23 protein-coding genes are annotated in these 24273 nt (G+C 68.9%); 19 read left to right on the forward strand and 4 right to left on the reverse strand.

Translation table 11 applies throughout. The annotated features are described in order from the left end of the window. Positions 1-33 precede the first annotated feature (33 nt). The 9 genes from MTES_RS16750 (at position 34) to MTES_RS16790 (ending at position 8836) form a co-directional block, all read left to right on the forward strand. Positions 34-1059 (forward strand): PhoH family protein, encoded by a 1026-nt coding sequence (locus tag MTES_RS16750; protein ID WP_099046959.1) that lies wholly within the window; start codon positions 34-36, stop codon positions 1057-1059. After that, complete coding sequence (gene ybeY / locus MTES_RS16755) at positions 1056-1523, forward strand: rRNA maturation RNase YbeY (RefSeq protein WP_013586469.1); 468 nt, start codon at positions 1056-1058, stop codon at positions 1521-1523. The genes MTES_RS16750 and ybeY overlap by 4 nt, the downstream gene beginning before the upstream one ends. Further along, the gene (locus MTES_RS16760; protein WP_013586470.1) at positions 1520-2824 is read left to right on the forward strand and encodes a hemolysin family protein; all 1305 of its coding nucleotides are present in this window, start codon (positions 1520-1522) and stop codon (positions 2822-2824) included. The genes ybeY and MTES_RS16760 overlap by 4 nt, the downstream gene beginning before the upstream one ends. After that, positions 2821-3714: a GTPase Era gene (era, locus tag MTES_RS16765; protein ID WP_013586471.1), complete on the forward strand. Its 894-nt coding sequence runs from the start codon at positions 2821-2823 to the stop codon at positions 3712-3714. Before MTES_RS16760 ends, era begins: the two co-directional genes overlap by 4 nt. Positions 3715-3748: 34 nt before the next feature. Next, positions 3749-4696, forward strand: a complete 948-nt coding sequence (locus MTES_RS16770; RefSeq protein WP_013586472.1) for a quinone oxidoreductase family protein — start codon at positions 3749-3751, stop codon at positions 4694-4696. Beyond that, a complete protein-coding gene (locus tag MTES_RS16775) occupies positions 4693-5280 on the forward strand; it encodes a GNAT family N-acetyltransferase (protein WP_013586473.1) in 588 nt (195 codons plus the stop codon). Before MTES_RS16770 ends, MTES_RS16775 begins: the two co-directional genes overlap by 4 nt. A 170-nt stretch (positions 5281-5450) precedes the next feature. After that, complete coding sequence (leuA, locus tag MTES_RS16780; protein WP_013586474.1) at positions 5451-7211, forward strand: 2-isopropylmalate synthase; 1761 nt, start codon at positions 5451-5453, stop codon at positions 7209-7211. A gap of 23 nt (positions 7212-7234) precedes the next feature. Further along, complete coding sequence (locus MTES_RS16785) at positions 7235-8023, forward strand: methyltransferase domain-containing protein (RefSeq protein WP_013586475.1); 789 nt, start codon at positions 7235-7237, stop codon at positions 8021-8023. 12 nt (positions 8024-8035) lie between these two features. Next, complete coding sequence (locus MTES_RS16790; protein ID WP_013586476.1) at positions 8036-8836, forward strand: MOSC domain-containing protein; 801 nt, start codon at positions 8036-8038, stop codon at positions 8834-8836. An 8-nt stretch (positions 8837-8844) separates the two neighbouring features. Here MTES_RS16790 and MTES_RS16795 read toward each other — a convergent pair whose 3' ends face one another. The 4 genes from MTES_RS16795 to MTES_RS16810 form a co-directional block, all read right to left on the reverse strand. Then, the gene (locus tag MTES_RS16795) at positions 8845-10014 is read right to left on the reverse strand and encodes an acyl-CoA dehydrogenase family protein (RefSeq protein ID WP_013586477.1); all 1170 of its coding nucleotides are present in this window, start codon (positions 10012-10014) and stop codon (positions 8845-8847) included. Further along, positions 10011-11207: a CaiB/BaiF CoA transferase family protein gene (locus tag MTES_RS16800; protein ID WP_013586478.1), complete on the reverse strand. Its 1197-nt coding sequence runs from the start codon at positions 11205-11207 to the stop codon at positions 10011-10013. Before MTES_RS16800 ends, MTES_RS16795 begins: the two co-directional genes overlap by 4 nt. 10 nt (positions 11208-11217) lie before the next feature. Then, a complete protein-coding gene (locus tag MTES_RS16805; protein WP_013586479.1) occupies positions 11218-11922 on the reverse strand; it encodes a trimeric intracellular cation channel family protein in 705 nt (234 codons plus the stop codon). 108 nt (positions 11923-12030) lie between these two features. Further along, on the reverse strand, positions 12031-12315 hold the full coding sequence (locus tag MTES_RS16810; protein WP_043361631.1) for a hypothetical protein: 285 nt from the start codon (positions 12313-12315) through the stop codon (positions 12031-12033). Between the two features lie 266 nt (positions 12316-12581). Between MTES_RS16810 and MTES_RS16815 the strand changes: the two genes are divergently transcribed. From MTES_RS16815 to MTES_RS16855, 10 genes are all read left to right on the forward strand, one after another. Beyond that, on the forward strand, positions 12582-17966 hold the full coding sequence (locus MTES_RS16815) for a DUF6531 domain-containing protein (protein ID WP_013586481.1): 5385 nt from the start codon (positions 12582-12584) through the stop codon (positions 17964-17966). Continuing rightward, positions 17963-18238 (forward strand): MafI family immunity protein, encoded by a 276-nt coding sequence (locus MTES_RS16820; protein ID WP_013586482.1) that lies wholly within the window; start codon positions 17963-17965, stop codon positions 18236-18238. The genes MTES_RS16815 and MTES_RS16820 overlap by 4 nt, the downstream gene beginning before the upstream one ends. A 123-nt stretch (positions 18239-18361) precedes the next feature. After that, on the forward strand, positions 18362-19156 hold the full coding sequence (locus MTES_RS18615; protein ID WP_013586483.1) for a hypothetical protein: 795 nt from the start codon (positions 18362-18364) through the stop codon (positions 19154-19156). A 751-nt stretch (positions 19157-19907) separates the two neighbouring features. Continuing rightward, positions 19908-20414 (forward strand): Imm26 family immunity protein, encoded by a 507-nt coding sequence (locus MTES_RS16830; RefSeq protein ID WP_043361638.1) that lies wholly within the window; start codon positions 19908-19910, stop codon positions 20412-20414. Between the two features lie 7 nt (positions 20415-20421). Continuing rightward, positions 20422-20814, forward strand: coding sequence for a DUF6188 family protein (locus MTES_RS16835; RefSeq protein WP_013586485.1), 393 nt, complete (start codon positions 20422-20424; stop codon positions 20812-20814). 122 nt (positions 20815-20936) lie between these two features. Continuing rightward, a complete protein-coding gene (locus MTES_RS16840) occupies positions 20937-21797 on the forward strand; it encodes a hypothetical protein (RefSeq protein WP_013586486.1) in 861 nt (286 codons plus the stop codon). Between the two features lie 5 nt (positions 21798-21802). Continuing rightward, positions 21803-21928 (forward strand): hypothetical protein, encoded by a 126-nt coding sequence (locus tag MTES_RS20010; RefSeq protein ID WP_269453417.1) that lies wholly within the window; start codon positions 21803-21805, stop codon positions 21926-21928. A gap of 47 nt (positions 21929-21975) precedes the next feature. Further along, entirely contained in the window at positions 21976-22704 is a 729-nt protein-coding gene (gene recO / locus MTES_RS16845; RefSeq protein ID WP_013586488.1) for a DNA repair protein RecO, read from the forward strand. Further along, complete coding sequence (locus tag MTES_RS16850; RefSeq protein WP_013586489.1) at positions 22701-23504, forward strand: isoprenyl transferase; 804 nt, start codon at positions 22701-22703, stop codon at positions 23502-23504. The genes recO and MTES_RS16850 overlap by 4 nt, the downstream gene beginning before the upstream one ends. A 49-nt stretch (positions 23505-23553) precedes the next feature. Further along, complete coding sequence (locus tag MTES_RS16855; RefSeq protein WP_013586490.1) at positions 23554-24237, forward strand: DsbA family oxidoreductase; 684 nt, start codon at positions 23554-23556, stop codon at positions 24235-24237. Positions 24238-24273 lie beyond the last annotated feature (36 nt).

A 24273-nucleotide genomic window follows, 5' to 3' on the forward strand; every position in this document is an offset into this window, starting at 1 on the left:
GTCGTCGACCACATCGAGGTCGACGGCGTCGCCATGGTGCAGCTCCTCGGCCCGCAGGATCGTCTCCTGCGCGTGGTCGAGAAGGAGCACCCCGAGGTCGACGTGCACGTGCGCGGCAACGAGGTCACCCTGTCGGGCGCTCCGGATGCCGTGCGCGCGGCGCGCGGCCTCGTCGACGAGCTGCTGGCGATGACCCGCTCCGGCCACGGGCTCGACCCGGCGGACGTGTCGAGCTCGAACCGCATGCTGCGCTCCGAGGGCGGTCCGCGGCCGTCCGAGGTGATGGGGGAGGCGATCCTCTCCTCGCGCGGCAAAGTCATCCGCCCCAAGACCGCCGGGCAGAAGGCCTACGTCGACGCGATCGACGAGAGCACGATCGTCTTCGGCATCGGCCCCGCCGGTACCGGGAAGACCTACCTCGCGATGGCCAAGGCCGTGCAGGCGCTGCAGCGCAAAGAGGTCAGCCGCATCATCCTCACGCGTCCCGCGGTCGAGGCGGGGGAGCGCCTGGGCTTCCTGCCGGGCACGCTGACCGACAAGATCGACCCGTATCTGCGCCCGCTCTACGACGCTCTCAACGAGATGATGGATCCCGAGATCGTCCCGAAGCTCATGGCGACGGGAACCATCGAGGTCGCGCCGCTGGCGTACATGCGCGGTCGCACGCTGAACGACTCCTTCGTCGTGCTCGACGAGGCGCAGAACACCACGCCCGAGCAGATGAAGATGTTCCTCACCCGGCTCGGGTTCGGCACGCGCATGGTCGTCACCGGCGACATCACGCAGATCGACCTCCCGCAGGGGGCCTCGGGCCTTCGTCTGGTGACGCGCGTGCTGAGCAACGTCGACGACATCCACTTCTCGTACCTGACCAGCGACGACGTCGTACGCCACACGCTGGTGGGCCGCATCGTCGACGCGTACAGCGAGTACGACGAGAAGCGGCTCGTCGCGCGGCGAGAGCGCGACGAAGCCACCGAGTTCGCCAACCGTGCGGAGCGACGCGGCCCCCGGGCCGCGGGTCCCCGCGATCACCTCCCGAGACGAAACCGCTCATGACGATCGAGATCAACAACGAATCCGGCTACGACATCGACGAGCAGGTCCTGCTCCGGCTGATGGAGTACAACCTCGCCGAGCTCCACGTGAGCGCCGACGCCGACGTGGCCATCGTGCTGGTCGACGAGGGTGCGATGGAGTCGCTGCACGTGCAGTGGATGGACGAGCCCGGCCCCACCGACGTCCTGAGCTTCCCGATGGACGAGCTCCGGCCGGGTTCGGAAGACGCGCCGACCCCCGCCGGTCTCCTGGGCGACATCGTGCTCTGCCCCTCGGTCGCCGAGGCCCAGGCGGTCACCGCCCAGCACTCGACGCAGGACGAGCTGATCCTCCTCACCACGCACGGCCTGCTCCACCTGCTCGGCTTCGATCACGCCGAGCCCGACGAAGAGCGCGAGATGTTCGGCCTGCAGCGCGAGCTCATCACCGGTTTCCAGGCCGTCGAGCGCCGCCGCCGCGCATGACCGAGGCCCTCCTCCTCGTCGCCGCGCTCCTGCTCGTCGCCTTCGGCGGGTTGATGGCGGCATCCGAGGCGGCTTTGGGCGTCACCTCGCGCGCCGACCTGCTCGAGCTGGGCGCGACGGGGCGCAACGCCCGCGCCCTGCAGCGCATCGCCGACGACGCGAACGCGCACGTGACGGCCGTGGGCTTCATCCGCGTGCTCGCCGAGACCACCGCCGCCGTGCTCGTGACCGCCGCCTTCGTGCTGCTCTTCGACAACATCTGGCTCGCCGTCGCGGCGGCGGCGATCCTCATGACGGTGATCTCCTTCGTCGCGGTGGGAGCGAGTCCCCGTTCGGTCGGGCGCCAGCACGCGCGGGGGCTGCTGCGCGGCGGCGCGCCCCTGATCCGCGGTATGCGCATCCTCCTCGGTCCCCTCGCGCACGGCCTCGTATCGGTGAGCAACCGCGTGACGCCCGGTCTGGCGCAATCGACGTCTTTCGCCTCCGAGGAGCAGCTGCTCAGCATCATCGACGAGGCGGCCGAGAACGAGCTCATCGAGCAGGACGACCGCGAGCTCATCCACTCGGTCTTCGACTTCACCGACCGCTACGTCCGGGAGGTCATGGTCCCGCGCACCGACATGGTGACCGTGGATGCCACCGCCACCTCGCGCGAGGCACTCGCCCTCTTCCTCGAGAAGGGCGTCTCCCGCGTTCCCCTGGCCGACGACGAGGCCGACGACGTCGTGGGCATGCTGTACCTGAAAGACCTGGTCCAGTTCGGATTCCGAGACGAAGCGGGCTGGCGCGACGCGCCGATCCGCCGCATCGCCCGCCCGGCCGTGTTCGTGCCGGAGTCGATGAAGGCCGAGACCCTCCTGCAGCAGATGAAGCGGGACGCCGTCCACGTGTGCCTCGCCGTCGACGAGTACGGCGGGATCTCGGGCCTGGTCACGCTCGAAGACCTCATCGAAGAACTGGTCGGCGAGATCTCGGACGAGTACGACGCCCCGTCCACCGAGGTCGTGGCCCTCGACGACGGTCGCTACCGTGTAAACGCGCGACTCGGGCTCGACGAGGTGGGCGACCTGTTCGGCCTCGAGCTCGATGACGAGGACGTCGACTCGATCGGCGGGCTGCTGGGCAAAGCCCTCGGCCGCATCCCCCAGCCCGGCGCCACGGCCGAGCACTCCGGTCTCGTGATGACCGGGGGAGCGTCACGGGGCCGCAACCGCGGCATCGCGACCGTCATCGTGGAACGAGCCGAGACGGCGGACGACGACACCGACGCGGAGACCGCGCGCGAGAGGAACGACAGATGAGCGACACCCGATCCGGCTTCGTGACCTTCGTGGGGCGACCCAACGTCGGCAAGTCGACGCTGACCAACGCCCTGGTGGGCGAGAAGGTCGCCATCACGAGCGACAAGCCGCAGACCACTCGACGCGCGATCCGCGGAATCGTGAACCGTCCGGGCGGGCAGCTCGTGGTCGTCGACACCCCGGGTATCCACCGCCCCCGGACCCTCCTCGGACAGCGGCTGAACGACCTCGTCGAGCAGGTGCTGGGCGACGTCGACGTCATCGCCTTCTGCGCGCCCGCGACCGAGAAGGTCGGTCCCGGAGACCGCCGGATCGCGGAGTCACTGTCGGGCTATCCGCGCGCGAAGAAGGTCGCCCTCGTCACGAAGACGGATGCCGCGACCCGCGACCAGATCACCGAGCGCCTCGTCGAGGTCGACTCCCTCCGCGAGGACTGGGCCGCTGTCATCCCGCTGTCCGCCGTGACCAACGACCAGCTCGACGTGCTGAGCGACGAGCTGCTCGCCCTCATGCCCGAGGGACCGGCCCTGTACGACGCCGACATCACGACTGACGAGACCCTCGAGGATCGCATCGCCGAGATCATCCGCGAGGCGGCGCTGCACGGGGTCCGCGACGAACTCCCGCACTCGATCGCGGTGACGATCGACGACGTCGCTCCCCGCGACGGCAGCGACCTCACCGACGTGTGGGCCAACATCATCGTCGAGCGCGACAGCCAGAAGGCCATCATCATCGGCCGCAAGGGTTCGCGTCTCGCCGACGTCGGCGCCCGGGCGCGCGCCGGCATCGAACCTCTCGTGGGCGGCCGCGTCTATCTGTCTCTGCACGTCCGGGTCGCGAAAGAGTGGCAGCGCGACGCGAAGCAGCTCGGCCGACTCGGGTTCTGACCCGTCCGGCACCCTCCCGAAGAAAGGCGCGATCATGGCGAAGAGGTGGACGGCTCCGGCTCCGGGGCCGATCGATTCGTGGAGCTTCGACGAGGTCGATGTCGCCCCTCCCGGCCCGGGAGAGGTGACGATCCGCGTTCGCGCGGCGGGCGTCAACCCCGCGGATGCCAAGCACGTCGCCCAGGCGCGCCCCGGCGCGACGTTCCCCGCGCCCGTCGGGTACGAACTGTCGGGTGAGATCCTCGCCGTCGGTCCGGACGCCGTCGGTGGTGCGGGTGAGCTCGCCGTCGGCGACGAGGTGGTCGCGTTCCGTGTCCAGGGCGCGTACGCGACCGAGATCACGGTGCCCTCGCGGGACGTCTTCGCGAAGCCCGCGACGCTCTCGCACCCCGAGGCGGCGAACCTCCTCCTCGCCGGCACCACCGCGGCCGAGATGATCCAGGTCACCCGCGTCACCGCCGGCGACACCGTTGTCCTGCACGCGGCGTCCGGAGCGGTGGGTGTGAGTCTGCTCCAGCAGGCGCGCGAGCTCGGCGTGCGCGTGATCGGGACGGTGAGCCCGGATGCCACCGACTCGGCCGACCGCGTTCGTCGCTACGGCGGCGTCCCCGTCGCGTACGGCGAGGGGCTGCGCGAACGCGTGGAGGAAGCCGCCGGAGGAGCACCGATCGTCGCCGCGTGGGACGCCGTCGGTACCGACGAGGCGATCGACGTCTCGCTGGCGCTGGTCGAGGAGCGCGACCGCATCGTCACGATCGTCGACCCCGAACGGGCGAAGCGCGACGGCTTCCTCTGGATCGCGGGCGCGCGCCCCGAAAGCGCCCGGTTCCGCGACATCGCGCGAGTGCGAGTGCTGGAGCTCGCGGCATCCGGTGTCCTCGAAGTGCCCCTCTCGCGCACGTACCCGCTCGCGGAGGCCGTCGAGGCGCTCCGCTTCGTCATGACCGGGCACCCCGGGGGCAAGGTCGCGCTGATCCCGTGACCGCGTCGCCGTTCGTCCTCCCTCCGGCACCGGAGCGGCTCGAGGTGCGGCGCGAGCGCGTGCTGCTGCGCCCGGTCGTCGACGCCGACCTCGAGGCGATGGTGGGCTACCGCGGTGACGCCGAGGTGTGCCGCTTCCTGCCGTTCGATCCGCAGACGCCGGATGACATCCGCGCGAGGATCGGCCACCTCTTCGGCGGTACGAGCATCGACGGGGAGCGCGGTGGGATCGTCCTCGCGATCGAGGACAGGGCCGGCGGCGCGGTGATCGGCGATCTCGTGCTCTTCCATCTCGACCGCGACGCGGGTTCGGCCGAGATCGGATGGGTCGTGAGTCCGGCGGCATCCGGTCGGGGGATGGCGACCGAGGCGGTGCGCGCCCTGATCGACACGGCGTTCGAGGTCTACGGCCTCCGCCGCCTGGTCGCGCGTATCGACGCCGAGAACGCGCGATCCCTCGCCCTCGCCGAACGGGTGGGGATGCGCCGCGAGGCGCACCTCGTCGAGAACGCCTGGTTCAAGGGGCGCTGGAGCGACGAGGTCGACTACGGCATCCTGTCGCGCGAGTGGGCGACGGGGGAGTGAACCGGTCCGCGCGAGGCTGGTACCATCACAGAATGCGCTTCGGTGGTCTGCTTCTTCTTAGCTGCCGCGACGAGTCCTCGATCTAGGGCCATCCTCGTCGCGGAGCTCGTCGTCGGCCCCTCCTGATGCCCTTCCCGGGCGGGAACCACGAACAAGAGAAGCGACACACCATGAAGAACACCCAGAAGCCCACGTCCGCTCCGGTGCACAAGTACCGTCCCTTCCACGAGCAGATCCGGGTCGACCTGCCCGATCGCACGTGGCCGAGCAAGCGCATCGAGGTCGCCCCGCGCTGGTGCGCCGTCGATCTGCGCGACGGCAATCAGGCCCTGATCGACCCGATGAGCCCCGAGCGCAAGCGCGTCATGTTCGACCTCCTGGTCAAGATGGGCTACAAGGAGATCGAGGTCGGCTTCCCGAGCGCCAGCCAGACCGACTTCGACTTCGTCCGTCAGCTGATCGAAGAAGATCTCATCCCCGACGACGTCACGATCCAGGTGCTGACGCAGGCGCGCGAGCACCTGATCGCCCGCACCTACGAGGCGATCGCCGGCGCGAAGCAGGCGATCGTCCACCTGTACAACTCCACGAGCGTGCTGCAGCGCGAGGTCGTGTTCCGCACCGACCAGCAGGGCATCGTCGACATCGCGCTCGAGGGCGCGCGCCTGTGCAAGAAGTACGAGGCGACGGTCCCCGAGACCGACGTCTACTACGAGTACTCACCCGAGAGCTACACCGGCACCGAGCTCGAGTTCGCGCTGCGCATCTGCAACGAGGTGCTCGAGATCTTCCAGCCGACACCCGAGCGCAAGGTCATCCTGAACCTGCCGGCCACCGTCGAGATGGCGACGCCGAACGTCTACGCCGACTCGATCGAGTGGATGTCGCGGAACCTGAACCACCGCGAGAACGTCATCCTGTCGCTGCACCCGCACAACGACCGCGGCACCGCCGTGGCCGCCGCGGAGCTGGGCTACATGGCCGGAGCCGACCGCATCGAGGGATGCCTCTTCGGCAACGGGGAGCGCACCGGCAACGTCGACCTGGTCGCGCTGGGCATCAACCTGCTGACGCAGGGCATCGACCCGCAGATCGACTTCAGCGACATCGACCAGGTGAAGCGCACGGTCGAGTACTGCAACCAGCTGCCCGTCCCCGAGCGCAGCCCCTGGGCCGGCGACCTCGTCTTCACCGCCTTCAGCGGTTCGCATCAGGATGCCATCAAGAAGGGCTTCGAGGCGATGGAGGCCCGCGCGGCCGCCGAGGGCACGACCGTCGACCAGATCGAGTGGGCCGTTCCGTACCTGCCGATCGACCCGAAGGACCTGGGCCGCTCGTACGAAGCCGTCATCCGCGTCAACTCGCAGTCGGGCAAGGGCGGCGTCGCGTACCTGCTGAAGGCCGACCACGCGATCGATCTGCCCCGCAAGCTCCAGATCGAGTTCTCCGGCGTCGTGCAGGCCCGCACCGACGCGGAGGGCGGCGAGGTCTCGAGCGACCAGATCTGGGACATCTTCACCGACGAGTACCTGCCGTCGAAGGAGGACGACCAGCGCTGGGGCCGTTTCGAACTGCTGTCCACGCGCTCGTCGAGCGACATGTCGGGCGACGTGCACCTCGACGTCACGCTGCGCGACGGCGATGCGGCACAGCCCGCCTCGGCCGTGGGCAACGGTCCGGTCGCCGCGTTCCTCGAGATCGTTCGCGCACAGGGCTTCGACGTCACGCTCTACGACTACGTGGAGCACGCGCTGAGCTCGGGCGGAGACGCCCAGGCGGCCGCGTACATCGAGCTGCAGGTCGACGACCAGCGCCTGTGGGGTGTCGGCATCGACAACGACATCTCGACGGCCTCGCTCAAGGCGATCGTCTCGGGCGTGAACCGCGCGATCCGCACCCGTCAGACCAGCGGCGAGCTGGCCGGCGTCTGACGCCGAGCCCGGGAGACACGGCCGTGGCCTACGCCCACGGACATCACGAGAGCGTGCTGCGTTCCCACGCGGCACGGACCGTCGCCGACTCGGCGGCCTACCTGGTGTCCTCGCTGTTCCCCGGCGCCCGCATCCTGGATGTGGGCGCCGGCCCCGGCACCATCACCGTCGACCTCGCCGACCGGGTCTTCCCGGGGCGAGTCGTCGGGGTGGATGCCGCGTCCGATGTCATCGAGGTCGCGCGCGCCGTGATCGGGGAGCGGACGAACGTCGACTTCCGCACGGGCGACGCCTACGCCCTCGACGTCCCCGACGCGTCCTTCGACATCGTGCACGCGCATCAGACGCTGCAGCACCTCGCGCGCCCGGTGGACGCCCTGCGGGAGTTCGGTCGCGCCGCCGGTCCCGAAGGCCTGGTGGCCGCGCGGGACGTGGACTACGGCGGCGTGATCTGGCATCCGCGGATCCCGGCTCTCGACGAGTGGCTCGAGATCTACCACGGCGTCCACCGCGGCGTGTCGGGGGAGCCCGACGCGGGGCGTCGTCTGAAGGCGTGGGCACGCGAGGCGGGCTTCACCCGCGTCGAGGCGAGCGCGAGCGTCTGGGTCTTCGACACCGCCGACAAACGCGCCTGGTGGGGCGGGATGTGGGCGGATCGCGTCCTCGCGTCGGCGTTCGCCGGGCACGCCCGCCGACTCGGGCTCGCCGACGACCAGACGTTGCAGCGCATCTCGGACGCGTGGCGCGAGTGGGCGGCGGACCCCGACGGCTGGATCCTGCTGCCGCACGGGGAGATCCTCGCGCGCGCCTGAAAGGATGTCCGCATGATCACCGTCTCCGCGCTGTACCGCCATCCCGTCAAGGGCCTGACCCCGGAGCGGCGCGATCACCTGATCGTGCAGGACGACGGCCGGATTCGCGGAGACCGCGTGCTCGCTTTTCGCTTCGCCGATGCCGTCGAGCCGATCGACGACGGTGGACTCGACGCGTGGCCGAAGAGCGGAGGCCTCGCCCTGATGGACTTCCCCTCCCTCGCCCGCGTGTCCGCGACGTTCGATGCCGAGGCGCAGCGCCTGAGCCTGCGAGCGGAGGGCCGTGTCCTCGCGGAAGCGGTGATCGACGAGGCGGGTCGTGCGGAGCTCGAGGACGCCCTCACCGCCTACGTCGCGACGACCTCCGAGGCCAAGGCCCTCGCGCGGGAGGGAGCACTACCCCTGCGTCTGATCGGCGACGGACACACGTCGCGCTTCCAGGATCGGGCGCGCGGATTCGTGTCGCTGCACGGGTCCGCTTCGGTGGAAGAAGTGGATGCCACGGTGCCCGCCCCCGTCGACGATCGCCGCTTCCGCTCCAACATCGTCGTCTCGGGCGCCGCGCCGTGGGCCGAACTCGCCTGGCGCGGGCGCGTGCGCATCGGAGAGGTCGTCTTCGAGGTGCAGAGGCCGATCGGCCGGTGCGCCGCGATCATGGCCAACCCCGACACGGGCGAGCGCGACGCGCGGCTGCTCGGCGTGCTGACCCGTCAGTTCGGTCAGGACGAGGCGACGCTCGGCATCCTGCTCCTTCCCGCGGAGGGCGGTGGCGTCATCCGCGAGGGTGACGAGGTGCACATCGAGGAGCACTGAGCGGCGACTCAGCGCGGCTCGGCCGCACGGAACGCCGGAATCCCGGTCAGGTGCGCCCCGAGCACGAGCGTGTGAATCTCGTCGGTGCCCTCGTACGTACGCACCGATTCGAGGTTCGCGGCATGGCGCATCGGCGAGAACTCCGCGGTGACACCGTTGCCGCCGAGGATCGTCCGTGCCTCCCGGACGACGTCGATCGCCGCCCGCGTGTTGGCGAGCTTCGCGACCGAGATCTGGTGCGACTGGAGCCGTCCGGCATCCTTCAACCGTCCGAGCCGGAGCGCGACGAGCTGGGCCTTCTCGATCTCGATCGCCATGTCGACGAGCTTCTGCTGCGTCAGTTGGAAGGCTGCGATCGGCTGCCCGAACTGCCGCCGCTCACCCGCGTAGGCGAGGGCGGTGGCGTAGCTGTCGCGCGCCGCTCCGATGACGCCCCAACCGATGCCGTAGCGCGCGTTGTTCAAGCACGCGAAGGGAGCGCTCAGTCCGCGCGCGAGCGGGAGAACGGCGTCGAGGGGCACGCGCACGTCGGTCAGGGTGATGTCGCACTGGATCGAGGCCCGCATCGACATCTTCGGTGCGATCGGGGTGGCGACGAAGCCCGGCGTGCCGGTGGGGACGAGAAACCCGCGGACGCCCTCGTCGGTGCGCGCCCAGATCACGGCGACATCCGCGATGGATGCCAACCCGATCCATCGCTTCGCTCCGTCGAGCACCCACGCGTCGCCGTCCTGCCGCGCGCGCGTCGTCATGCTCGCGGGGTCGGATCCCGACCCCGGCTCGGTGAGACCGAAGCAGCCGATGACCTCGCCCCGCGCCATGCGGGGGAGCCAGGTCTGCTTCTGCTCCTCGCTGCCGTGCAGGTAGATCGCGCTCATCGCGAGCGACCCCTGGACAGACACGAGGGTACGGAGCCCCGAGTCGCCGGCTTCGAGCTCCATCGCCGCGAGCCCGTACTCGACCGCACTGCGGCCGGCGCACCCGTAACCGGTCAGGTGCATGCCGAAGAGCCCCAGATCGGCGAGCCCCGGGATGAGCTCTGCCGGGAAGTACGCCCGGTCGTACCAGTCGGCGATGAAAGGACGCACCCGCTCCTCGACGAAGGCCCGCACGCGATCGCGCGTGTCGCGCTCGTCCGCGGTGAGCATGTCGTCGAAGTCGAGCAGATCGGGGGTCATGGGCGTTCCTCGGGGGTGTCGTCGAGCCACGAGAGCACCTCGGCGGTGTGCTCGCCGAGGCGTGGGGGAGCGGACGGCGAGCCGGCGTACGGCGGGGTCCAGGTGATCGGCATCCGGACCTGCCGGGACACGCGTCCGTCCTGTCCGACCGTATCGATCACGGGGTGCAGACCGAGATCCTCGGCCAGCGCGAGCCCCGCGCCGACGGTGTTCACGACCCCCGCGGCGACGCCGACGCTGTTCAGCCGCGCCGCCCAGGTCGCGGCGGGCTCCGCGGAGAGCCTGTCCTCGAGCAGCGCGGCGAGCTCCGTCCGGTTGCGGACGCGGTCGGCGTTCGTGGCGAAGCGCGGGTCGGCGGCCAGTTCGGCCGCCCCGAGCACCGCGGTCATCCGCGCGAACTGCGCGTCGTTGCCGCACGCCACGGCGAGCGGCGCATCGGCGCAGCGCAGCGCTTCGTAGGGAGCGATGGAGGGATGCCGATTGCCCAAGCGCACCGGCTCGATCCCGGCGCCGAGGTGCGCCGATACCTGATTCACGAGCGCGCTCTGCAGGCTCGACAGGAGGTTGACCTCGACGAGCGACCCCCGTCCGGTCGACTCCCTCCGGCGGAGCGCCGCGAGCACGCCGATCACGGCATCCTTCCCCGTGAGAACGTCGACGAGGGCGACGCCGACCTTCATGGCATCCCCGTCCTGCGCCCCGGTCACGTGCATGAGCCCGCCGACGGCCTGGGCGACGAAGTCGTAGCCGGGAAGGTCCGCTCCGCCGGCCGATCCGAAACCGCTGATCGAGACGACGACGAGATGCGGATGCCGCGCGAGGAGCGCCGCGGCACCGAATCCGAGCCGCGCGAACTCGCCGGGTCGGAAGTTCTCGATGACGACGTCGCTGCGCGCGATGAGCGTCTCGGCGCGCGCGTGATCGGCCGGATCGCGCAGGTCGAGGACGAGGGAGCTCTTCCCCCGATTGACGGACTCGAAGTACGTCGTCATCCCGGATGGCGCGTACGGTGGCCCCCACGCCCGCGTGTCGTCGCCTGTGCCGGGTCGCTCGACCTTGATGACGCGCGCGCCGAGATCGGCGAGGGTCATCGTCGCGAGCGGTCCGGCGAGGACGCGGGAGAAGTCGGCGATGACGATCCCGTCGAGGGGCGCGACAGCGGCGTCCTTCCCGTCGTCGTCGAGACCGAGCATGGCCGCGAGTCTATCCAGCGCTGTCGTCGTCGGTCCGGATGATCGGGATGCCGGTCGTCTCGACCGCCACCTTGCGGCGGTACAGCTTGCGTTGCTCCGGCAGGGAGAGGTCGAAGATCACGGCGAGCACGCGGATGACGGTGGTGACCACGAGCCCCACGACAGCAGCCACGGGGAGCGGAACCCCGAAGGCCGCCGCCGTCGCGACGACCGCGCACCCACCCCCGGCTGCCACCGCGTACAGCGAGCCGACGTGCATGATCGCCACCGGAAGCCCCATCAGCACATCGCGCAGGACGCTGCCGCCGACAGCCGCGAGCACGCCGACGAAGACGGCGGGAACGGCGGGGAGGCCGAGGGCGAGGGCCTTGCTCGTGCCGAACACACCGAAGAGGCCGATGACGACCGCGTCCAGCATGACGATCGCGCGGTTCAGCCTCTGGAAGAGCCCGGACAGCAGCATGCCGACCAGCGCGGCGACCGTCGCCGTGATGAGGTACCAGTTGTTCTGGAGGGTGGCGGGGGTGAGCCCGAGGAGGAGATCGCGGATCAGTCCGCCACCCATCCCGAGCAGGATGCCGATGATCGCGACGCCGAGGAGGTCGAGCCGTCGTTGTCCCTGGAAACCGGAGGCGAACAGCGCACCCTGCACACCGCCGAGCGCGACCGCGGTGAGGTCGGCCCAGAGCGGGATGATGAAGACGGGCGGGTTCACGGCATCCATTCTCCGGGACGAGCGCACACAGAACCGGCTCGCGGCCACCGTGTCGTGCGTGGTCGCGAGCCGGTTCTGACGCGAGATGCCTCGCGGTGCGGAGAGGGCTTAGGAGCCGCCACCCGCGGAGAAGATGTTCTGGGAGATCGCGTTGAGCTGCGTGCGCAGCTCTTCGAGCTCCTGCTTGGCCTTGTCGAGGGCGGCCTTCGTCTCGGGCCAGGTCGAGCCACGGAACTGCGCGGCGAGAGGGCCATCCCAGACGTTGGGGTCCGACAGGATCCGTCCCTGTGCGTCGAGCTGCGAGATCTGGTCGGTGAAGCCCCCGTTCACGATCGACTGGATCTGCTGGATGGCCGACTTGGCCTGCTCGGTAGAAAGAACGCGCGACATCATTTCCCCTTTTGTTTCGCGCGGCGCACCCACTGCACGCCGTTCATGACGTGACGACGATAAACAACGGCGCAAGACGTGTCCAGGTGTTGACGAGGGACCACGGAGGCGTTTATTGGAGGCGGAACGCCGTTCGATCAGGGTTTATGAGGGACGTATGAGAACCTGCCGCAAGACCCTGATCCTCACGGGAATCCGGGGCTAAGCTCTTGCGGTCGTGAGCGGTCGACGCGGTTTCCGCATGATCGCCGAACCAGTGGGGGGTTTCGATGAGCGATGTCGATCTCGAGGTGTACGGGGCACCCGATCTGACGTACGACTTCGGTCTGGCGGACGCGGTGGCGTCGGCGGCCAACTCAGCGGCGTCGGCGGTGGAGGGCCAGGCAGGGACCCGCGCGTCGTATGTCACCACGGCGGGGCAGGACTTCCGGGGATACTTCAGCGAGCTGTTCGCGGCCAACGCGGCGACCGCCGCGGGCGACGCGCGAGAGCTCGCGTCGAGGCTCCGCGATGTGTCGTCGTTCATCGGTCGTCTGAGCGATGCGGCCCGCGAAGAGAACGCTCGTCGAAAGCGCGCTCGTGAGTGGAAGGCCCGCGTCGAGGCACGCCGGTCGAACTGGCTGGATGCCACGTGGGACGACATCTTCGGCGAGGAGCCGCCGCCCCAGGGCGGCGAGATCGAGCCGCCCGTGTTCCAGGCGACCCCGGTGAACGCTTCGGCGCGTCAGACACCGAGTGCGGGCGGCGGCGGGGGAGGAACGTCCTCCGCACGACCGGAGAACCTCCGCACCTTCGCCACGGGCAACGCGAACCTCGACGCGGCTCTGTCGGCTCACCCCGGGCGCGTGTCGTCGGCGGCGAGCGATTTCATGGCCACGTGCGACTTCGGCGGGATCGACGTGAGTCCCGTCGTGACCGGATTCCAAACCTGGCTCGACGCGAATGCGAATGACACGGCGTGGGCGAACACGATCGCGCAGGCGTTCGAGGACGCTGGCACGAACGGCGGGATCGGGACGGTGTCGGATGCCGCGTTGGCGGCGTCTTTGGCGGCGGCGGGGGTGTCCGCGACGCGTCAGGATCTGGTGATCGACCCCCCGACCGCGTGGGGTGGGGCGCCGACCACGGGGTTCGTGAACGACCCTGTGAACTCCGCGACCGGGAACTTCTTGGAGCCGGAGAACGATCTCCCGTTCCCTGCGGCGACGGGTCTGCTGTCGCTGACGCGGATGTACAACTCCCTGAACGACGGGGACGGGGTGTTCGGTCTGGGATGGTCCTCGATCCTCGACACGGCCCTGCTGCTGTCGGATGATGATGCCCGGTTCGTGATGGCGGACGGGCGACAGATCGTCTTCGGCCGTGACGGGCGCGACTGGGCACGGGCGACGGGGGAGAACTACTGGCTGAACCGTGTCCGTGCTGCCGAGTTTGCCGCGCGGGGTCTCATCGGGCCGGACGGGTTGCTGGTGACCGACAACACCGGGGCGTGGTGGGCGTTCACCACCGGTGGCGACTGGCTCGGTGCGGGTGCCGGGGCTGGCAACGTCGTCGCCGTCGTCCGGGATGCCGCGGGCGCGATCGTCGCCCTGGAGCACTCCCGTGACCGCCGCGTCGACGTGGAGTACGCGGACGGGCTCGTGGCATCCGTCACGGCATCGGATGGTCGCCGGGTGGAGTACCTGTACGACGAGGACCGCCGCCTGACCGCGGTCACGGGTCCGGCGGGGACGCGGACGTACCGGTGGAACGAGGACGACCTCATCGACCAGGTGGTCTCGGCTGCCGGGGTCATCGAGTGCACGAACGTGTACGACGTGCAAGGTCGGGTGCGGGAGCAGGTCACGGAGTTCGGTCGTCACACCCGCTTCACCTACCTCTCCGGCCGCGTCACCGAGGTCGCCGACGCCGACGGGTCGAACGCGAACACGTGGATCGCCGACCGCAAGGGCCGCCTCGTCGGGATCATCGACACCGACGGGAACCGCCAGTCCATGGCGTACGACCCGAACGGGAACCTCGTCTCCGTCACCGACCGCGAGGGCCGCATCACCGTCCACGCCTACGACACCCGCGGCCGCAGAACCCGCACCGTCACCCCCGACGGCGCCGACATCACCTACGGGTACGACGACCACGACCGCGTCACCACCGTCGTCACCGCCGACGGCGGCATCGTCACCTACGACTACCCCAACGACCTCGAACGCAACCCCTCGCGGGTCACCGACCCCGGCGGCGGCGTCACCGAACTCGACTGGGCCGCCGGGCTGCTCCGCCGGGTCGAAGACCCCGAGGGTGTCGTCGTCCGCTTCGACTACGACGCCCACGGCGAATCGGTCGCGACGCGGAACGCGGACGGGGCGGTCGCGAAGCTCGTCCGCGACGCCACGGGCCGGGTCACCCAGGCCATCACCCCGCTGGGCGCGGTCACGCGGTACGTGTACACCGACGCCGGGGTGTTGGCATCCCGCGAAGATCCCGACGGTGCGATCTGGCGCTACGAACACGGCCCCGGCGGGCAGATCACCGCGATCATCGACCCCCTCGGCGCTCGCACCGAACTCGAGTATGGCCCCCACGGCCACCTCACCCGCACCACCGACCCCCTCGGCCGCAGCATTGACCGCTCGTTTGACACCTTCGGCAACGTCACCGGGGTGACGCTGCCGGACGGTGCCGCGTGGGGTTTCACCCACGACGCCCTCTCCCGTCTGCGGGAGATCACCGACCCGGCCGGTGGGGTGTGGACGCGCGAGTACGACGCCGTCGGTGACCTGGTCCGCACGACCGACCCCACCGGGGTGTCTGCGGAGGCGACGCTGTCGCGCACCGATGCGACCCGCACGGTTCAGACGGCGTTCGAGCAGACCTCGGTGAGCTACGACAGCTACGGCCGGCCGGAGAAGATCCAGGATGCCGCCGGCGACGCCTCGTTGATCACTTACGATGCCTGCGGGCGTGCCGTCGAGGTCCTCGACGCGGACGGCGGCCTCACCCGCATCGACCGCAACCTCGCCGGCCGTGTCACCGCGATCACCACACCCGCGGGACGCACGACCCGCTACGAGTACGACCACTGCGGCCGCCCCGTCGCCGCCATCGACGGCAACGACGCCCGCACCACCCTCGAATACGACGCCGATTCCCGCGTGACTGCCCGGGTCCTCCCCACGGGGGAGCGGGTGGAGATCGAGTACGACGAGGTCGGACGTGTCGTCCGCGAGCGCGTCCCGGGCTCGGGCGTCTCGCGTTTCGGTTACGACAAGGTGGGGCGCCTGACGTTCTCGCACGACACCCGGTTCGGCATCCGTCGCTTCTCCTACGACCCCGCTGGCCAACTCGTCGCCGCCACGAACGGGATCGGCGGTGTGACCCGGTACGCGTATGACGAGCGGGGCCGGGTGGTGTCGATCGCCGATCCCGCCGGCGGGGTCACCACCCGCACGTACACGCATCTCGACAAGGTCGCCTCGCAGACCGACCCGCTGGGCCGGGTGACCACCGCGGACTACGACGCGGCGGGTCGTCAGATCCGCCAGACCAGCCCCGACGGGACCGTGACGGAGTGGTCGTACGACGACGCGGGCCTCGAATCCGGGCTGAGCGTGAACGGGCGGGTCGTGACGGAGATCCGTCGCGACGCGCGTGCCCGCACGGCGACGATCGTCGATCACACCACGGCCGAGCCGACCACGCACACCCTCCGGTTCACGCGCCTGGACCGTCTGGCCGAGAGCACGAGCGACGGTCGCTCGACCCGCTGGGAGTACGACGCCGACGGTGCTCGCACCCGCCTCGTCACCCCCGACGGAGTGACGGTCGATTACACGCGGGATGCCGCCGGCCACCTCACCCGCATCGACCACTCCCGCCTCGGCGCGGTGCACTACACGCGCGACGCGTTCGGGCGGATCCTCGAAGCCCGCGCCGGCGACGGCCTCCAGACCTGGGAATACCAGGACGGGTTCCCCGTCGCGCACACCCGCACCGACGCCGACGGCGCCACCCTCACCCGCATCACCCGCGATAACGAGGGCCGCATCACCGGCATCGACGGACCCGACGGCACCACCCGATACACCCACGACGACGCCGGACAACTCCGCTCGGCGGTCGGCGACGGGCACGCGAGCGCGTGGGAGTACGACACCGCCGGACGCCTCATCCACGAAACCCGTGACGATGTCGAGCGGGCGTTCGCGTACGACACCGCCGGGCAACTCCTCACCCTCACCGCACCCGACGGAGACACGACCTACGCCTACGACGGGCAGGGCCGCCGCACCCGCGAGACCACCCCCGCCGGGTCGACGCAGTACACGTGGGATGACCGCGGGTGGATCCGCGCGATCACCACACACACCCCCGACGGAGAACGTCGCACCGAGCTGCGCGTGAACGCGCTCGGAGAACTCGCCGAGGTCGACGGGACCCCGCTGACCTGGGATGCCGGCTCCTACGCCGCCACCCCGCTCACCGTCGGGGACACGGACGTGTTCCACGCCCCCGGCGCGATCACCGGCATCGGCGACACCTGGACCACCGGCGGATGGCGCTCCACCCGCACGACAGGAACCGACGACCCCTGGCAGGCGTTGACCGCCGCCCAAGCCCTCGGTGGGGGAGCCGTCGGCATCAGCCCCGCCGGCGGCCTCGAGGTCGCGGGGCTCGAGTGGATGGGCGCCCGCGCCTACGACCCCACCACCCGCGGATTCCTCAGCACCGACCCGATCACCGCCCCCGCCGGCGCCGCCTGGTCAGCGAACCCCTACTCCTTCGCCGGCAACGACCCCCTCCACGCCACCGACCCCCTCGGCCTCCAACCCGTCACCGACGAACAACTCACCGCCTACGCCAACGCCCACCAAGGCGCCCTCGCCACAGCCGGCAACGCCATCGGCGAATGGTGGAACGAGAACTGGGAATACGTCGCCGGCGGCGCCATGGTCATCGCCGGCGGCGTCATGATCGCCACCGGCGTCGGCGGCCCCATCGGTGCCGCCCTCATCGGCGCCGGGGCCGACACCATCATCCAGAAAGCCACCACCGGCGAAGTCAACTGGGGACAAGTCGCCCTCACCGGAGCGTTCGGGCTCATCCCTGGAGCCGGAGCCGCCGGCGGCCTCCTCGCCCGCACCGGCGCCAACGCCGCACAAGGCGCGGTGGAGAACACCGCGCAGTACCTCATCAGCGGCCAACCCATCACCCCCGGCGGCCTCCTCTCCAACGCCGCCACCGGCGCCACCATGTCGGCCGTCACCGCCGGAGCGCTCAGCCGCGTCCCCGCGGGCAGCGCCATCAATCGGCTGGATGAGGAGGTGCCGCAGTTCGTCGATCTCGCAAGCCCCGCGCGTCGTGAGCACATCTTGGATGGCGATCTGACGGGCGGTGGCCACCGCTGGCCTGGAGCAGAAGGCAAGACGCCTTTCCCGCAGGGCTGGTCGGATGACAAGATCATGCACGAAATATCCGATGTCGCCACGGACCCCAGTCTCACCTGGCGTCAACAGACCGGTGCACCCGGGGCCGATTTCACAAAGAACGGAAGACCTGTGCGCTATGCGGTGGAGGGGGAGCGTGACGGCGTTCCCCTGAGAGTCATTATCGAGCCCTCTGGGGATGGAATCATTTCAGGGTTCCCACTCCGATGACGAATGAAACTGCGCTTTGGGCGAGCAACGAGATTCAGAAGATCGCCGCATCTCTGGTGGACGTGCTTGGCCAGACGGTGATCGACGACGTTCTGGAGCTTGTCTCGTACTCCGAGCCTGGCATCGCTCTGGATCTGCTCTGCGACAGGATTTCCGAATCCGAAGTCAGTCTTTCACCCGACCTTCGCGCACGAATAGTTGCCACGGGCAGCGCGATGGGGCTCGATTCGACGGTCAGTTTCCTCGTGGACCCGGACGAAACCCGGCCGTGATCTCTCGCCGCGTAAAGAGCTGGACGCGCTAACGCGAGTCCGCAGCAAAGAAATGTTCGGGTGACTTCAAGACGCGGGAGGCGCTTTGCCGAATCCGCGCGGATCATGCAAAGCGAGAGACGCATGCAGACACTGTTTCACGACCACTTCTACCCTGCGACGAAGAGGATCGGCTTCCTGCGCAGTTCTCCGGAGTTGATCGTCAGGGCCTACGGCGATTGGTATGCGCAACTGGGCAACTCGTTCGACGTCACCTCCTATAACGCCCCGCTTCGCCAGGTCATGCCGCACCTCGAACCGCTCGTGAGCAACCACACTCGAACCATCGTGGCAACGACGCGCAGCACCGAATGGTCCGCGATCCTCGACAACTTCGCGCCCGGAGGCGACCCGGTGAGCGCGATCGCGGTGTTGTCGAAGGCAATGCAGACAGACGGATTGCTCGTCGGCTACTCGCCCGATAAGAGGGAGAAGCCGGGCATCAGCCTGGGGCGACTCGGTGCGCGTGTCTTCACGTATACCGAGTACGACCCAGACAACGAGCGCCCGATCGCGCCACCGACGCGAAGCATCTATCTGGCACGCCAATCGGGATCTCAGTGGCTTTTCGAAGCCAAGGGCGAGCCGCTCAGCTTCGAGGACCTCGACGCCTACGGGCAGCGCCGGGTGAAAGACCGGTTCACGCCCGAGATGCTCGAGCAGTACTGTCGCGAGCTCGGCATCGATCCTTTCGACGAGGATTTCTACCCCGGACCCTGCTATCTGGTGGAGAAGTACGTGGATGCCAGCGCGCTCGGCACCATCACCACGTTCGACGAACAGCAGCGGAAGTGGCAGATCGTTCCGGGGGCACTGATCTGGCCCTCGCGCGTCTTCCCCCGGCGTGGTGATCGGCCGATGGATGGAGGGGACGGGTGAGAGGGGAACGACACCGGGACGAAGAGGGATCGTGATGCACCGATGGCGTCGTACATGCGGTTGACGAAGCTGTGCCTGCCGAAACAGTCGCGCATCATGAGAGATGAGGCCACACATGCCAGACATCGAGATTGTCAAATTCAGATATGCGCCCCCAGAGGGCCCTCGGTGGCTCCCGTCACAGTTGCGACGACGTCGGTTTGAGATCGAACAGGATTGTCCACCAAACTCCATCGTCGACTTCGACGGTCTCGCTGAACGTTGCCGAGGCGGCAGGGGCACTGACTTCCAGATGTGCATAACTGTCGCGGGACGTCTCGCAGACGCCCACGATCCACGATGGGTGGGCTTTCCATTCGCCGCCCCCATGGACGACCGGGACGCGCAAGAACGGCAGTTTTCAGTGGACCCGTACAAGGGGCGGAAAATGTTCACATCCGTGAGATTTCGACGAACCGCCGGCGTCGGTCCTCAGTGGATGCCAGAGCGCTTCAGATCCCGGCGGTATGAGGTTAAAGGGGAGGCGCCCGAGCCCGCATCGTGGACCTTGAGGAGCTTTCGGAACTCTGCGGCGGTGGACGCAATACAGATTTCCAGCAATGTCTCTCTATGGCGACGAGGCTCGCCATCGCGGGCGACCCGCGCTGGATTTCCTACCCCTCCATCGCAGTGGTCGACGAGTAGCCGGTTCCTCGGATGATCAATTGAAGACATGGAACGTGAGGAGTCTGTATTGGCGAGGAGTAGCCCGGTGCACGCCATTCGAGAGGGCGACATCTTCACGATAGCCATCGACGATCGGCACGTGTACGTGGGGCACGTCATCTGCGAGTACCTGCATGCGTGGTTCGTTGTCGTCTTCGACGAACGCAGGTCAGCATCCGAAGCTCGCGCGAACCCGACCCACGCACTCGCCTCGCGGCCCCTTTTCGGCGCGATCGTGTTCGACGCGAGGTTCCGCCCGGGCATGTGGGAACTGATCGGGCATTCCGACTCGCAGCCGGAACGATTCGCCCCCGCGTACAGCATGGGAGATCCTCGCGCCGGAGGCATGAAGATCCTGAACTTCCGGGGAACCAAGATGCGCGAGGCCACCCCATCGGAGGCAGACGGCTTCCCCCGTAGGACGTTCAACTCGCCGTTGGTCTTGGAAAAGGCCGTTCGAGCCCACGCCGGTCTGGAACGGTGGCTACCGACATTCGATGATCTTCTCGTGCGTAACCAACCGAAATCCGTCGACGTCTTCGGAACATGGTGAGTCGGACATGAGTACCCATCACCCCGCACCCGAGATGTTCTCAAACGGCGGCGACCTCGAGTTCATCGGAGTCGACCACCGCCTCACCCTGCGATTCTCCGATGGCGATGTCGTCACCATCGAGACCGAGTTCGCACTGACCCGTCCAGGCATGAACGAGATGTTCCTGGATCCTGACGGAGACAAGAAGGCTCTGGGGGAGGTCTTGGCTCTGTTCGGGCGACACATCACCGGGGCGGAGATCGTCGGCCAGGAGTTGCGGATCGCGTTCGACGACTCATCCTTGCTGCGTGTCCCTTCCCATCCCGCCTATGAGGCATGGAGCTACTCTGGGCCCGGAAACCCGCGGTCGCTCGTCATATCGATGCCGGGCGGCGACCTTGCGATCTGGAGTTCCTGACGGTGAAGGAGTTGCTCCATGAAATCCGTCATTGACGGCCGCATCTCGTTCGCGAACGCGCTGATAGGCGGACGGACAGACCCAAATGCGGCACACCACGTTCCCGCTCGCGAGATGTGCGGATGAACCTTCCTTCCGCGCACCTGTGCCGTGTCTGCGGATATTTCTCAGAAGAACCTCCGTGGGGGCTCGATGGGTGCTGTCCGACCTACGCGTACTGTCCCTGCTGCGGCGTCGAGTGGGGGTATCAGGATTCCCTGCCGACCTCCGCCGACCGGTTCCGAGCGAACTGGTTGCAGCGCGGCGGGATATGGGAGGACCGCGCAGTGCCCCCTGACGGCCTCACCACGAACGAGCGCCTTCACCGCCTCGGCATTCACGCGGAAAAGGCACCGATCACAGGCCTTGACGGCGAGATCATCTTCCATCCGCGGAGCGCGGGCGGCCGGCGGTCGGGTCCCCCGACCGCCGAGGACTACTTCCCGACGGCCACCGTTCTCGCGCCCGCCACGGGCCGTGGCACGTTCAGCATCCGCGTGCACCTCGCCCACTTCCCGTCGGCAACGCAACGGACACCCTGCACCGTCAGTGTGCTCGTCCCGGGCGCACCGGGCTCCGAAGCGGTGATCGCCGGCGCTCAGCTCCTCGTGTACGAAGGCCCACACGTGGTGGGACAGCTCCGCATTCTCGGGTCTGCGGACGAGACGAACGCCCACGCGTCGGGAATCGTGCGATGGGCGAGCGCGGAGATCGCTTCCCTCTGCGTCGAGCTCGGCGGCATCCTGGATCCGGCGGTGCTGCGCGACGTCGCCGACCTGGCCGACCATGCGGAGCCCGGAATCGCGCTCGGCCTGATCTGCGACGGACTGGACGCGAGTTCTCCTCTCGATGTCGCGCTGCGCAGTCGCCTCCTCACCGTCGGGCGGGCGATGGGCCTCGATGAGACCGTCGCCTTCCTCGGTGACGCGCGCACGGAAGGATGACCGACATGGACCGACAGCTCCGCCTCGACCGGATGCCACTGCCCACCGCCGGCGCATACATCGCCGTCGTCGCGGTCGACGTCCCCGGCGAAGCGAGCAGCGCCCTCGTCACCCTGACGCCCGCGTCCTGAGGCGCGGCGCACCGCCGCCTCTCGGCATCCGGGCCCGATAATGGACTGTGCCCACCTACCGCGACGAAGTCGTGGTCCTGCGTACCCACAAGCTCGGGGAGGCGGACCGCATCCTCACCCTCCTCAGCCGCCGCAACGGCAAGATCCGCGCGGTTGCGAAGGGCGTGCGGCGGACGTCGTCGAAGTTCGGGTCGCGCCTCGAGCCCTTCATGGTCGCCGACGTGCAGCTGTTCAAGGGACGCAACCTCGACATCGTGCAGCAGGCCGAGTCGCTCGGCTCGTACGGGGCCGAGATCGTGGCGGATTACGACGTGTACACCACGGCCAGCGCCATGGTCGAGACCGCCGATCGCCTCAACGAGGCCGAGGCGACGCCCCAGCAGTACCTGCTGCTGGTCGGCGGCCTCCGTTCGCTGGCGCGCGGCGAACACTCCGAGCGCAGCGTGCTCGACTCGTACCTGCTGCGCGCCATGGCCCTGTCGGGCTGGGCGCCCGGGCTCACCGAGTGCGCGCGCTGCGGCACGGTCGGCGACCACCCGTACTTCCTCGCCCAGCTCGGCGGCGTCGTCTGCTCGACGTGCGCCCCCGCAGGCTCGCCGCGCGTCGCGCGCGATACGGTCGACATGCTCCGCGCCCTCATGGCGGGGGAGTGGGAGACGATCGACGCCGCCCCGGGCCGCACGGTCTCGGCGGCCTCCGGCCTCGTTGCCGCGTACGCGCAGTTCCACCTGGAGCGTGGCATCCGTTCCCTCTCGCACCTGGAGTCGCACCGATGACACCGAAGCCGTTCACGCACCGCGACGCCGTGCCGTACCGCCCCCTCGACTGGACGGGCGAGTACCCGCCCAGCTACCCCAAGGGGGCGGTGCCCGAGCACGTCGCGATCGTCATGGACGGTAACGGCCGCTGGGCCAACCGCCAGGGCCTCACGCGCGTCGAGGGACACCGCGCCGGAGAGGCCGCGCTGCTGGACGTGGTCGCCGGGGCCATCCAGGCCGGGGTGAAGCATCTGTCGGTCTACGCCTTCTCGACCGAGAACTGGTCGCGATCGCCCGACGAGGTGCGCTTCCTCATGGGCTTCAACCGCGAGGTGCTGCACCGCCGCCGCGACCAACTGAACGAGTGGGGCGTGCGCATCCGCTGGTCGGGTCGGAAGCCCCGCCTCTGGGGGTCGGTGATCAAGGAGCTCCAGCACGCCGAGCGCCTCACCGAGGGCAACTCGACTCTGACCCTGACCATGTGCGTCAACTACGGCGGACGCGTGGAGATCGTGGATGCCATGCGCCGGATCGGCGATGACATCGCCGCCGGCAAGCTCAAGCCGTCGGCCGTGACCGAGAAGCTGATCCGCAAGAACCTGTACCAACCCGACATGCCCGACGTCGATCTGTTCGTGCGCTCGAGCGGCGAGCAGCGCACCTCGAACTTCCTGCTGTGGGAGTCGGCGTACGCCGAGATGGTGTTCCTCGACACGCTGTGGCCCGACTTCCGCCGCACGCACCTCTGGGACGCGATCGGTCTCTACCTCTCGCGCGACCGCCGCTTCGGCGGAGCGGTCGACACGCCCACCACGTGATGGATGCCGCTGGCGGAATAGATCCAGGATCGAAGGGGTTGTACGCGACATGACGGATGCCATCAAGATCGACGTGTGGAGTGACATCGCCTGCCCCTGGTGCTACATCGGCAAGCGGAACCTCGAGAACGGCCTGGCCGCCACGGCCGCCGACGACGACGCCCCGGTCGTCGAGATCGAGTACCACTCGTTCGAGCTCTCGCCCGACACCCCCGAGGACTTCGACGGGGGAGAGGTCGACTACCTCTCGCAGCACAAGGGCATCTCGCCCGCCCAGGCACGCGAGATGCTGGACCGCGTCACCGGCGTGGCGGCCGACGCCGGCCTCGCCTACCGCTTCGACATCCTGAAGCACACCAACACGGTGAAGGCGCACGAGCTGCTCCACTTCGCCAAGGAGAACGGCAAGCAGCTGGAGTTGGCCGAGGTCCTCATGTCGGCGTACTTCCTCGAGGGCAAGCACGTGGGTCGCGACGACGACCTCGTCGCCCTGGCGGCGGAGGTCGGTCTCGACGCGGATGCCGCCCGCGAGGCGCTCGCGTCGCAGCGCTACCGCGGCGCCGTCCGCGCCGACCAGGAGCAGGCGCAGCAGTTCGGCATCACCGGCGTGCCGTTCTTCGTCATCGACGGCAAGTACGGCGTGAGCGGAGCGCAGCCGGTCGAGGCGTTCACGCAGATCGCCCGCCAGGTGTGGGGCGAGCGCCGCGAGGCATCCGCGACCGCCGACGCCTGACATTTCCTCCACAGCGGTGTCCGCGCCCGGCTCCGG

The organism is Microbacterium testaceum StLB037 (assembly GCF_000202635.1).
Lineage (GTDB): Bacteria > Actinomycetota > Actinomycetes > Actinomycetales > Microbacteriaceae > Microbacterium > Microbacterium testaceum_F.